We start from the raw sequence: 11,907 nt of genomic DNA, 5'->3' as shown, positions 1-11,907 counted from the left end.
GGATAGCTGAGAGGGCGGAGCTGCCGAACATATCCAGCGTGAAGGGGGCGTTGCTCATCGATTTCTCCTGTGGGGAAGGCGCACCTCGTCGACGGCTGCAACGCGGCCGATCAGGCAGGCACTGATTTTGAAGGGGTTGGGAGTTAGAAGCAGCCGGCGTCTGGAGCGGAGGGAAAGGCCGCTTCCATCAAGCGGCGACCGCATCGGGGAGGTGGCGCAGATGCACCGGCAGCTTGGCGGCGATCTCGTCGTCGGTCAGGCCATCAAGAAGTTTCAGCTTGGCGCCGGCCATCTTGGTGTGGGACACGACGGTGCGCTTTCCTCGGTCAGCCGCAGGCCAACGGTTTCCTGCATAGCCCCGAAAATCGTCCGCCGTGCTGCTCCAGATGTGCTCGAGGCGCTCAACACGGGTCATCGCCCGCACGGGGCGTGTCTCCTGTTCGATGATGGCCAGCCGCATCCGCTCGACGGCTTGGCCGTCGGAAAGGTCGCAATAGGCGTGGAAATAGCGGATCGCCCCGTCGATCCGCAGCGCGAAGAAGACCGACGTCACCGATCCGGTCAAAAACTCGCGCATCGCGAACATCGAGCCGCGAATCCACAGCGGGGGCAGGATCTCGAACATGTAATCATGCTCGGTTTCTGAAATCTCGAACCACTCGCCGGCATAAAGCGACGTCGCGTCGTCTTCGAAGCGGTTCGGTCGCTGGGCGTGGCGGTCGAACATGCGGAACATCTGGTGGCGACTGGCAACACCCTGGTAGACCTTGCGGGGGGCGGGAACGATGGTCATGTGCGGCTCCTTGAGGTTTTTGTCGGGACCAAACCGCAGTGACGATCCTGTCGATCTCACCATCCTGTTCAGTCCTTCCTGACACCTCCCCTGCGGCCGCCTCGCCGTCCGTTCGGGTCAAGGGCCGGCGTTAGCCGGGCGAAGCTTCACCCTTGACGCGTGCGGCGCGCATGCGGCAGGCCTCGTTTTTCCCCCATTCTTCTTTCTCCTTTTTCTTTGGCCCTTTCCTGAAGAACCGCATTCCAGTCGTCCGCATTCCGGTTGTCTACGTGCGGACGTAACCGCTGCCAGCCGCATCCGACCTCCTCCGCCAGCTGTCGCAGACGGTCGGCGAATGCATCTCCCTGGATATTGGCGTCGGTCGCAGCAACGAGACTTGTATTCGGGCGGGAACCAAGCAATCGCAAGGCAGCGTGTGTCGTCGGCGACCAACCTCCGCCAGTGCTGAGATAAAGCGTTTCCTCGCGAAGACCTTCGATTGAGGCGAGACTCATGGCATCGATCGCCGCTTCAACCACGCAAAGCCGCGTGGCATCTTGCGACCCCAACCGAAACAGAACCTTGGACCCGCCGGTTGCAAAGCCACGCCACTGCGGACCGCGCTCTTCCCATCCGGTTATGACGCCGGCATCGTTGGTGTGTGCAGCCCACATGCTGCCGAAGGGACCTTCGCGCAGGCAGCTTTGATCGGTAGCGATCTTGAGGATTATCGGTGGCAAGAATCGCTGTTTCGATAGATATGTCCAGGAGTGAGAGCCGGGCCAGGGTGCCCGGCGGCTGGTCCAGCGTGTTGAAACATCCTCCGACACGGCCCGAGACGGTGACGGCGGTGTCCAACTGGCAATCACGGCATGATGACCAACCAGATCGGCGACCGTCGCGATTGCGTCCATGAATTCTCCGCCATCAAGATGGGTCACCAGCGAGAATATATCGCCTTTGGCTTCGCTCAACGGATCGAACCATCCGCGCCCATCATGCGTGACAATGATGATCTCGGCAGCGCGGCGCCATTTGAACGCACGACGTGTGCTTTCCTTGGCATCAACAGCAAAACCAGCTTTGCCGAGCAGCGTGGCGCACGCCACCTTCTCCTTTAGATTTTCCAGATCATGGCGTTTCATGTTTATCCTCGGCCGTCAGGCCGTCCTTTCCTGCTCCTATTCCCCGCAGATGCGGGGCCAACTCCGCTACCGCCGCGAAGAGCAAAGGGGGCAAGGGCGCGGCCGGCAAGGTGCAAATTTGCACCCGGCCAAGGCGAAGCTTCCCTTGCGGCCTGCCGCTCGCAAGCGGCACGCCAGAACGACCCTGGCTCCTCAAAGGCGCATATGGGTTTCAGTGAAACCCGGCCGGCACATATTCATGCACGATCTCCAGAGCGTCTTCGTCATCGAGTTCGTCGCTTGTAAGAACGCCGATCTCTCCATCGATTTCGAAGAGGGTGACCGGGACCATCAGGGTCCGGGCAAGATCGAGTGCGTGGTTTTGTGCAAGGTTGAGATCCGGCATGTGAGGCTCCATCCGTTGGCGGGGCCAATCCCCGCTCGATGGCGCCCGTTTGAGCCGGTCACGACCGTGGTCACGTCGGAGGCGCAGCCGCAGAGGTCGCAGCTTGTCTAGCGAACCCCTTGGGGTTGACCGTCAAGGACGGGACTGGATTAGGGATGCCAGACAAGAGAGCTGGGTTCGGCAACGCCATTGGTTGGAGCGGATTGGTATTCGATCTCGTCGCACTGACCTTCGTCCATTCAGCCGGACTGCCATTTGCCCGAGTGGGGAGAGGGAAGGGACTGCTTCGTTTTCCAAGGCGAGACTTCGGCACAGGCACAACGTTTGATTTGTCGGCGGGGTACTCATCGATTGCTTCTGGCATGACGGCCCGGAGGGTGAAGCCTTAGGTTTAAGCAGGAGCATACTTTGACTATGATATTTTTTGTCAATTACAGATTGACAAAATGAGCATGCATTAAAGTCGCCTTGATAATTACTTTGAACTTATGCTATGCCGTCCACTATGAATGGACAAACGACGACAAAGCTAAAGTACCTGATCCAAACAGTCCCGCCGGGCTTCCTCGTCGATGCGGCCTGGACGGCACGCCATGCGATCTCACGGCAATCTGTATCGGCGTATATCAAACAGGGTTGGCTCGAGCGGATCGCGACAGGCGTCTACCGGCGCCCATTTTCGGCAGGAGAACCGTCGGAAGCCGTCACGGGCTGGAAAATTCCTTTGTTATCCGCGCAATGGATCATGGGACATGCGTTCCACGTCGGAGGTTTGACCGCCCTTGGATTGCGCGGCCATTCTCACTACCTGCAGCTTGGCGGTGATACACGCGTGTACCTCTATGGCACCGATATCCCTGACTGGCTCATGACGTTGGCAACCGATGCGAGGTTCGCCCGGCGAGGTCATGGACTCTTCCCCGACGAGAACGAAGGCGTAGAGAACAACGAATTCAGCCTCTCCGATAATCCAGATGAGGAACTGGCAATGAGCCCGTGGCGCTGGCCTATTAAGATGTCGACTGCAGAGCGGGCAATACTGGAGATTCTCGATGAACTTCCGAAAAACGAGAGCTTTCACAACATCGACATGGTGTTTGAGGGAATGGTCAATCTGCGCCCGAAAATGTTGACGACGCTGTTGACCCAATGTCGCAGCGTAAAAGTAAAACGCCTTTTCTTCGTCTACGCCGACAAACACGCGCATGCGTGGCTCAAGCATATCGACAGATCGCAGATCAATATGGGACGCGGCGATCGAGCACTTGTCCCAGGCGGGAAGCTCCACCCGATTTATCGCGTAACGGTCCCTGCCTACCTGCTGCCTAAGGAGAATATCGATGGCGCGTGATCGCTATATGCGGCAGGTCGAACTGCTGGTCCGGACGTTGCCCTACATCGCTCGGCAGGATGTCTTCGCCCTCAAGGGTGGGACGGCCATCAACCTGTTCTACCGGGATATGCCGCGCTTATCGGTCGATATCGACCTCACCTACCTTCCCATCGAGGATCGCGACACGACGCTCAGAGGTATCGACGCAGCACTTGACCGCGTTCGCGACGACCTGCTGAAAAACCTGCGCGGGATCGACGTGCAGCGTATCGCCGGCGGCGGCAACAATGACACGCGGGTGCTCGTCCGGCAGGGTACAACCGAAATCAAGATTGAGACCTCGCCGGTCGCGCGAGGAACGGTGCATCCTCCGGAACTGCGGGCGGTAACGGATGGAGTGGCCGAGGCGTTCGGCTTTGCCGAAATGCAGGTTGTGTCATTTGAGGATCTGTTCGGTGGCAAGCTTCATGCCGCCGCGGACCGTCAGCACCCGCGCGATCTCTTCGATGTGAAGCTGCTCTACGATAATGAAGGGCTCACCGACGCGTTGTTTCGGACCTTCCTCATCTACGTCGCAAGCTCCGGCCGCCCCCCGCATGAACTGATCAGGCCATCGCTGTCCCAACTCGAAGACGCCTTCGTGAAAGAATTCGAAGGCATGACTATCGCGCCCGTCAGCCTGATTGAACTAAAAGATGCGAGAGCGCGCCTCATTGATGACCTTCGAACTCGACTCGATGAGAATGCAATGCTGTTCCTGCTCACTCTCCACGACGCGGAGCCGGATTTCGACGCCATCGGTTTGCCGCAGGCAGCGGCACTACCGGCAGTACGGTGGAAGCTGCTCAATCTAGCAAAGCTGAAGGAGCAGAACCCCGATAAACACGCCCTGCAGCGTAGGGAGATTGAGAATATGTTTGCTTGAGCCCACTGCATTCTCAAGGACGGCGGGCCGCAGGCTTCTTTCTCAGGTGTCGAACTAACGCAGCGGACACCTTGTAAAACGACGGAACGCTCGCTGGTACCGTCACGCGATATCGCGCCACCTACAGGCGCGCTCAAAGCCTGGAGCAAGACATTGAAGAGCATCGGAGCTTTCAGCATCGCGCCGGCCGAACAGGGCGGGAAAGCGGGAATTCTCGACACGGTTCGCCCGGAAGAGGGGAGCCGCAGGAGCCTTAGCATCGCGCCGCAAAGCGGAAGGCGGGACCGACTGCCCACGGGAGAACCGTTCCATTTCAGTCTGTTGCGAAGGCGGACTCCACGTCCGGGTTTCACGACACCGTCCGTGACAACGGTCCACTCTTACCTCTCGATCTTGTCGATTAGTCGGGCCGCCACTCGCCGACCTCGATCGCACCGCTCTCGGTTAGTTCGGTGCATACGAAATGTGAAAGCTCGTCGCGCCTGATTACGGCGGCGCTCAGCCGGCCAGTCCGATACGCTCCGGTATCCAGCGCTATGCGATTTGAGTAAACTTCGGGCCGCAGCGACTTTGTGATCGTGTGACCGTGTAAAACGACGTGGTCAAGGACGTCCATGTGGTCGAGAAAACCGGCCCTGATCCAGCGCAAGTCGTATTCATCCTGATTTGCGAGCAGAATGCCGGGACGTATTCCGGCGTGGACAAAACAGAAGCGCCCCATTTCCATGAACGTATGCGCGTTTTCCAGCAAGTCCACATGATGTGTGAAGACGCGGCGGATATCGGCGGCGATTTTCTCAAAGTCAGGCACCGGACGACCGGAATAAGCGCTCACTGTCGCGACGCCTCCCCAGTCCATCCAATTGACGGCGTCCTCATAGGTGAGAGCACCGCGAACGAGCTCACGCAGGTAAAAATCATGATTGCCGAGAATGAGCCGGGAGCCCGGATAGAGATCGAGTGTCGAGCAGACCTGATCGAGTACCTTTGGACTGTGAGGGCCGCGATCGATCAGATCGCCCAGAAAGATCACGACAGGCTTGGATTGACGATTATTCGAATGGGCGGCGATGTATCCAAGCATGGCTTCGAGATGATCTGCCCGTCCATGGACGTCGGCAATGGCATATACTGTGGATGGTAAGCTCTCGGTTGATTTCACTACTTTTTCCTGCAGGCGAAGACGATGCGTGACAATAGAGCATTGGTGCACGGATCATTTAGCGATGATGGTGGAGGCGGGCTGCAATCTCAATAGCCGGTTGCCGCAGCGATGCCTGTCAAACACAATTCTTCCCGCCGCCATCGTATAGGCAAGATGAAATTCAGGGTGACGAACTGGCCTGAATATGAGGCGGGCCTCCGCGAACGCGGCAGCCTGACCCTGCGGCTGACCCCGGAAGCGCTTGTTGGTTGGGCTGCCCCACGTCGTAAGACCCGGGGCGGCCAACCGCGCTGTTCCGATTTTGCTATCGAGACCGCCTTGACACTGGGCGTGGTGTTCGGCCTGCGACTGCGCCAGGCGGAAGGCTTGCTGGGATCGCTGCCGCAATTGATGGGGCTGGTGCTCGCCGTCCCCGATCATACCACGCTCAGCCGACGAGCGCAGACGTGGCGATCGCACCACAAGCGGGCTGATCGGCATGGACTATCCACGGGCCGGTGCATGTTCTGGTCGACAGCGCCGGCCTTCAAATTTACGACGCGGGCCAGTGGCTGGACGAAAAACATAGCGCCCAATCCCGTCGCGGGTGGCGCAAGGTGCACCTGGCGCTCGATGCCGATAGTGGCGAGATCATCGCCAACACAATGACCGACCAGGGCACGGGCGATGCCTCGCAGGTGGCCCCACTTCTCGATCAGATCGACGGTCCAATCGGATGTTTCACTGCCGATGGCGCCTATGATGGGAAGCCCACCTACGACGCGATCATCGACCAAAGCGCCGATGCTGCCGTCGTCGTTCCGTCAAGCGTCAACGCGGTCGAACCGAACGGCGATCAACCGCTCGGGCAAAGGGATCAGCATATCGCGGCAATCGTCAGAGAAGGCCGGATGAACTGGCAAGCCTCCACCGGCTACGGAAGGCGCGCGTTGGTCGAGACCGCCATCGGACGTTACAAGTCCATCATCGGGCGGCGTTTGCGGGCTCGGTCGTTTCACGCTCAACAGACGGAAGTTTCCATCGGCTGCGTCGTCCTCAACCGCATGCTTGGCTGCGCACACCCGAAATCCGGTCGCTGCTCGTCAAAGGTGGCATAGACCACGTCATCAAAGATCGAGATCCGCGATGCTTCAGGGCCGTGCACCAAAGCCGAATATCGGCCTTCAGATATTCCTTCTTCCCACATCTTTGGCGGCGGAAGCGATTTTCAATATTGCGGAACATAACGTCACCAAAAATAATGCGCAGGTCACTGGGAAAGTACCAGTGGCTGAGCTTGCACCAGGAGCAGGTGATCTTGATCAACTGTCCGCCTGCCTCGAAAGCCGACATTTTTGGGATCTTCGTTTCAACGGCGGGATGGATAATTTCGCGCCGGTAACTTTCAGGCATCGATCACGTCCGACAGTCTGCAGTTTAGGAGAAAGGCATCAATTTGTTGTACGCCAATGGTTGTCGCGGCAGATATCGTGAAGTGCTTCGGCCGCTCCATCGACGTCGGTAATTGGAATCCAGACCGGCTTTGTGGAGCACACTTTCACGACGATCTTGCCATCAATGCTGCGGGCTATTGAGTACGAAAATGCCATGCAGATACGGCCGGCCGACCTGTCGAGGAGAAATTCAAAAATGCCGATCGGTGCGCAGCTTTCAACGTCGAAGGTCGTTGTGACATAGGCTTGTAGCTGATCGACAGGGGCAAGACGGATGGCGCCACGCATGATGTCGCTGAGCTCGACTAAGTCGATTGCCTGGATTGGCACCCAATAGGCCTCGGCGCCACGTTCTTTCTGCAGGGTATTTCTCATCACCTTCTCCATTGCTTTGGCAGTTCGTCGGGATTTCCTCGCGGGTCAGGCAGCCACCCGCGGGTGAACCCAGCGCTCATCGCCATTCGTGCCAGAGCCAACTGTTCGCGGAGGTGCCGGCAGTCGTCCAACAGAGTGCCGACAGCGGCTCTTGCGTCGTCGTCGTGCCAGGCGATGACTGCGGTGACTTCATCAATTTCCGAAGCCTGTTCCTTTTCCAATGGGCGCATTTCAATGTGCACGGCTGGCCACCTTGGTTGGGAATACGAAATGCAGCTGCCCTTTGGGCACCTGTGCCAGTTCGATCCGCGCCTTCAGTTCTTCGCGGCCAGCTTCGCATCGTTCACGAAAGGCACGGGATTGCGCAAGAATCTGCTGGGTTCGTTCTATTACCGCCTGGGTGTCCCGCATGATCATCTCCTACGTCTGTTCACTTTATGTTCTCATTTTGAGAAGCGAGAGTCAATGCGGATGGCGATGATGAAACGAAAACGCTCTGAAGAGAGGCGCCCACAGCGCGATGGCGGCTGCAAGATTCAAGCCGCAAGCGGCGGCGCACGCCCAGAATGTCGGGCGCATCGCGGCGAGAATGCCGGAAACGATAGCAAGCGCGGAAATACGTGAACGATAGTCATGCGCGAGGGGTGGTATCTGTCATGCTAGTTTCCTTTTATTTGACACCCTTTGATGCTGTAGTACTCACATGAAAAAGACCCTAGCCGGCCAGAACGACAACCTCAACGAATGGTTCCGCGATTGCGGCGAGGTAAGCACGACGGCGGAGCGCTCTTTGGAGCGGCGGCCATTGGCTTTAGACATCGCCTGTAGGAGCGAACGGCTGCGCATCATGTCGTCTATCCCGTTGCCGCCATGGGCGAACGCGTCGCTCATCTGGTCACAGGCAAGATGAGCGACATCATCAAGTTCGATGACGGCTTTGCCATCGTCAAGACTCGCGCGCCACAAGATGCGATCAGCCATACAATGGCGCAATCTGCCCTTCGCACCAAATACGGGATCACTGTCGTTGGGGTGAGACGCCCACGAGAAGATTTCACATACGCCCGCGTCTCGTCGAGTGGCTATGTATGGCTGAACTAAGCCGCGATCATACTTTGAAACAGCAGCTTTCGCGCTCGAAGGGCTGGAGTTGAGCCGGTAGGCGCGGATCGATCAGGGACTGCGCGCGCCCCAGGACGTTTTAATAGTATCGAGAGCCTGTTTAGGGCGCGGCCTTCCGGCCCAGTCCGTTCGCCTTCGCCAGTTCTGAGCGTTTCGCCGCATAGGCACGGGCGACCATCGGGTAGTCGTCCGGCAGGTTCCATTTCTTGCGGTACTGCTCCGGCGTCATCTGATAGTGGGCCATCAGGTGGCGTGTCAGGGATATGAGCGGGCCATCTAATACTATCGGAGATGGGCAGAATCCCTCTCACGAAATCGAAGCCAAGGATATCCCCGGATTCATAAAAGCCGCCCTACTCTAGCCATCACCCCACTCGGCACCGCCTCAAAACGCGAGCTTGAAATCCCCTCTGACCGAGGAGGAGTTTGACGAGCCGGCGAAAGTGCCGCGATAGCCGATGCCGAGGTTGACGCGGGTGTTGACGCTGTAGTCGGCGCCCAGTTCGATGCGCAGGGCGTCGCGGGCAAGGGTTACGCCCGCGATGGCAAAGGGCGTGCCGCCGGCAAAGGTGACGTCGGCCGAGCCCTGCCTGTCGCCGTAAAGGCGCTGCCAGCCGAGCATTGCGCTGGTCTTAAGTTTGCCTTGGCCAAGCTCGAAGTCCGTGGAGACGCGCAGGCCGGTTACGGTGAGGCCGAGATTGCGGTCGGCAACCTTGCCGGAAAGCGCCGCGGAGCCGCCATTCTCGTCGAACGTGCTGCCGCTCACCGCCAGATGGGCGGCCGAGACGAAGGGCTTCAGCTCGATCTCGCCAACCGTTGCCCGGTAGCCGAGTTCGCCGAAGGCCTGGGCGGTTCGCGCCCGGTAGGAACTGGTCAAGGTGTCGGTGAAGCCGCCAAAGGACGGGGAGCGGTTGGTGTCGAGCGACGACCAGCTGTGCGATGCGCCTATGCTGAGGTCGATCGCCTCGAACGACGTCGCACCATAGACGGCGATGTCATAGTGGTTGGCGCTCACGCTTGCATTCGTGTCGTCAACATCGCCGTTGCTGTGACCCGTGCCCGCCGCAAGGCCGACGAGGCTAGCGTCTCCGACCGGCATGTCCATGCCGAACAGCACATTGGCCATATCCCAATCGAAGGTCCCGACCCCGTTACCGTCGACGGAACCGCCACCACCATAGGCAGACGTCCAGAAAGTCGCGCGTTCATCAAACGCGTCGACCTCGAAGGCGTTGCGGATGCGCTCGCCGATCGTGTCCTGCAGCGCTGTTGCGCGCGTTACCTGCAAGGCTGTGGCGCTGGCATGGATCTCGCCGGACAGTTGGCCAAGCGCGCTGGACAGCGCGCCGGCACCTGTCGAATAGAGCCCGGCAAACAGCGGGTTGGTGCGGGTACCGGCCGTCGGCCGGAGTGCGTCGAGGGCTGCACCAACGGCATCCTGATTGTCCGTCGTTTCGAGACCGTTGTCTGACAGGTTGCCATAGGCATCCGGCGTAACGGCCAGCGACACGCCCGTTTGGCTATAGACCGTATCGAAGCGCGTGGCCCGGTCCAGCCCGGCGCCGGATTGCGTCAACCTGTCGAAGCTTCCGCTGACGCCGGCGCTCGACTGGATGATGTTGAACTGCGTGCCGAGCGGCGCGACATAGGTGTTGCTCGCATCGCCGGTGATCCCGCGTGTCGCAGCAACCAGGGTGCCGTCAACCTGGACCCGACCGGTGGTGCCGGTGGTCACGAGGCGCGAATAATTCCCGGCGCCCGTCGCGGTTCCGGTGCCGTCAATGTCGAACTGCGCCATGGCTGTGGATGCGAGGAAGACCGGACCGGCGACCGTCAGGGTTCCGGCGGAATTGCCGGGTGCGACACGGCCCGCAACACTGAGCGGAGCATTGATCGTGCCGGTGCCGCGCAACGTGCCATTCTGGCCAACGACGACGAGCGCGCCAAGACTGCCGTTGACGGACAGGCCGCCGCCATCGACAAGCGTGCCGCCCGTATAGGTGCTTGCGCCCGTCATCGTCAGCATGCCGGCGCCCGTCTTCGTCAGCGAACCCGCACCATTGATGTCATTGCCGAAGGTGGCGGCGTAGCCCTGCGTATTGATGGCGACATCCGAGACGAAAGTGGCATAACCTTGAACGGCCTTGCCGGCATTGACCATGCCCCAGCCATAGATTTCCCTGTCGCCCATGGAGGTTGCTGTCGTCAGAAGCGTCTGCTGCAGATCCTTTGCGGTGAAGAAGGGAAAGGCCTCCTTGACCAGGGCGGCTACGCCGGCGACCGTTGGGGTCGCCATGGAGGTGCCATCCATGGGCCCGTAGTTCGGATCGGTGGATGATCCTTCGCCGAGTGGCACTGTCGAGTAAACATCCACGCCCGGGGCGACGAGGCACCATTCCGCAGCGACGCCGCAGCTGTTGCTGAAGCCTGCGATCTCGCCGTTTGCATCAACTGCACCAACGGCTATCAAGTTGTCGCGCAGTTCCGGAATCCAGTACGGCATTCCGCCCAGAGCGTCCGGCGATGGCTGTCCTTCGTTACCTGTCGCAAAGACCATCAAAATGTCCTGCTCCGCCGTGTACTTCATCGCGGCGATCGTGTCCGGGAGGTTTTGGGCAAGTTCACCGGGTTCGTAATCTGTGACATTGCAGGGCGGGGCGATGACCAGTGCACAGTTGTTGATGCCCAGGCTGTTGTTGATGATGGAGACGCCCTGGTCGGCAAGGTAGCGCCAGGAATTTGCAAAGACTGCATCCCATTCCGTTGCGGTTTGATTAAACACGACCGGAAGAACATTGGCATCGAAAGCGACGCCATGCATGCCCTCACCGTCACGGGCGGCAGCGATGATGCCCGAGACATGCGTGCCATGCGTATCTGTGTCGAAATTATCCGCGCTGTCGATCGGGATATTATTGGTGAAGTCGTATCCCTCGACGATCTGATCCTTGAATTCCGGGTGTCGTGCGTCGATACCGCTGTCCAGAACGCCAACGACAACACCTTTCCCGGTATAGCCAAGGTCATAGGCGGTCGCCGCATTGATGGCGCCGAGTTGCCAGCCCGCGTTATATTCGGTGGTTTCCCAATCGGACAGGCTTTGCGCAACCACTGTGCTTGACATAAGTGTCCGTCCGGAGACTTTGAGAATCGGCGGAATCGGTTAGCGGACTTCGGTTTGCGGGTTGTGCGCGGTTGTGATTCCTTTTGTGCTTTCGAATCACGAAAGGAAGCTGCGATGTGGACGATCGA

The 11,907-nt window shown here is 59.2% G+C and carries 12 protein-coding genes and 2 pseudogenes; 4 read left to right on the top strand and 10 right to left on the bottom strand.

Annotation, left to right across the window (positions count from 1 at the left end; all coding sequences use genetic code 11):
• Positions 1-187: 187 nt before the first annotated feature.
• The 3 genes from AX760_RS23620 to AX760_RS27375 form a co-directional block, all read right to left on the bottom strand.
• Positions 188-793, bottom strand: a complete 606-nt coding sequence (locus AX760_RS23620; protein ID WP_071835465.1) for a DUF1419 domain-containing protein — start codon at positions 791-793, stop codon at positions 188-190.
• A 146-nt stretch (positions 794-939) separates the two neighbouring features.
• Positions 940-1,917 (bottom strand): DUF3991 and toprim domain-containing protein, encoded by a 978-nt coding sequence (locus tag AX760_RS23615; RefSeq protein ID WP_071835464.1) that lies wholly within the window; start codon positions 1,915-1,917, stop codon positions 940-942.
• 211 nt (positions 1,918-2,128) lie between these two features.
• Positions 2,129-2,302, bottom strand: coding sequence for a hypothetical protein (locus AX760_RS27375; protein ID WP_175552127.1), 174 nt, complete (start codon positions 2,300-2,302; stop codon positions 2,129-2,131).
• 505 nt (positions 2,303-2,807) lie between these two features.
• Here AX760_RS27375 and AX760_RS23610 point away from each other — a divergent pair.
• On the top strand, positions 2,808-3,653 hold the full coding sequence (locus tag AX760_RS23610; protein WP_071835463.1) for a type IV toxin-antitoxin system AbiEi family antitoxin domain-containing protein: 846 nt from the start codon (positions 2,808-2,810) through the stop codon (positions 3,651-3,653).
• Positions 3,643-4,560, top strand: coding sequence for a nucleotidyl transferase AbiEii/AbiGii toxin family protein (locus AX760_RS23605; RefSeq protein ID WP_071835462.1), 918 nt, complete (start codon positions 3,643-3,645; stop codon positions 4,558-4,560). Before AX760_RS23610 ends, AX760_RS23605 begins: the two co-directional genes overlap by 11 nt.
• Positions 4,561-4,960: 400 nt before the next feature.
• Here AX760_RS23605 and AX760_RS23600 read toward each other — a convergent pair whose 3' ends face one another.
• Positions 4,961-5,722, bottom strand: a complete 762-nt coding sequence (locus AX760_RS23600; RefSeq protein WP_071835461.1) for a metallophosphoesterase — start codon at positions 5,720-5,722, stop codon at positions 4,961-4,963.
• A 111-nt stretch (positions 5,723-5,833) separates the two neighbouring features.
• Between AX760_RS23600 and AX760_RS23595 the strand changes: the two are divergent.
• Positions 5,834-6,822: pseudogene (locus tag AX760_RS23595) on the top strand (IS5 family transposase).
• Here the strand turns inward: AX760_RS23595 and AX760_RS26925 are convergent.
• The 3 genes from AX760_RS26925 to AX760_RS23585 are packed head-to-tail and all read right to left on the bottom strand — an operon-like array spanning position 6,761 to position 7,763.
• A complete protein-coding gene (locus AX760_RS26925; RefSeq protein ID WP_139275986.1) occupies positions 6,761-7,117 on the bottom strand; it encodes a hypothetical protein in 357 nt (118 codons plus the stop codon). The pseudogene AX760_RS23595 and the gene AX760_RS26925 sit on opposite strands and share 62 nt — an antisense overlap.
• Before the next feature lie 38 nt (positions 7,118-7,155).
• Positions 7,156-7,533 carry a hypothetical protein gene (locus tag AX760_RS23590; RefSeq protein WP_071835460.1) on the bottom strand — a complete coding sequence of 126 codons (378 nt, stop codon included), beginning with the start codon at positions 7,531-7,533 and terminating at the stop codon, positions 7,156-7,158.
• Complete coding sequence (locus AX760_RS23585; protein WP_071835459.1) at positions 7,533-7,763, bottom strand: hypothetical protein; 231 nt, start codon at positions 7,761-7,763, stop codon at positions 7,533-7,535. The genes AX760_RS23590 and AX760_RS23585 overlap by 1 nt, the downstream gene beginning before the upstream one ends.
• Before the next feature lie 40 nt (positions 7,764-7,803).
• On the opposite strand from AX760_RS23585, the gene AX760_RS26920 reads away from it, so the two are divergent.
• Positions 7,804-8,157, top strand: coding sequence for a hypothetical protein (locus tag AX760_RS26920; RefSeq protein ID WP_139275984.1), 354 nt, complete (start codon positions 7,804-7,806; stop codon positions 8,155-8,157).
• A 75-nt stretch (positions 8,158-8,232) separates the two neighbouring features.
• Here AX760_RS26920 and AX760_RS27370 read toward each other — a convergent pair whose 3' ends face one another.
• The 3 genes and pseudogenes from AX760_RS27370 to AX760_RS23565 form a co-directional block, all read right to left on the bottom strand.
• Positions 8,233-8,514, bottom strand: a complete 282-nt coding sequence (locus AX760_RS27370; protein ID WP_071835457.1) for a hypothetical protein — start codon at positions 8,512-8,514, stop codon at positions 8,233-8,235.
• A 241-nt stretch (positions 8,515-8,755) separates the two neighbouring features.
• A pseudogene (locus AX760_RS23570) lies at positions 8,756-8,917 on the bottom strand (MucR family transcriptional regulator); the annotation flags it as partial.
• Positions 8,918-9,040: 123 nt separating this feature from the next.
• A complete protein-coding gene (locus AX760_RS23565) occupies positions 9,041-11,779 on the bottom strand; it encodes a S8 family serine peptidase (RefSeq protein ID WP_071835456.1) in 2,739 nt (912 codons plus the stop codon).
• Positions 11,780-11,907 lie beyond the last annotated feature (128 nt).

The sequence above is a fragment of the Pararhizobium antarcticum genome, from assembly GCF_001885585.1.
GTDB classification, from domain to species: Bacteria; Pseudomonadota; Alphaproteobacteria; order Rhizobiales; family Rhizobiaceae; genus Pararhizobium; species Pararhizobium antarcticum.
This window is presented reverse-complemented; position numbering and strand designations above follow the sequence as displayed.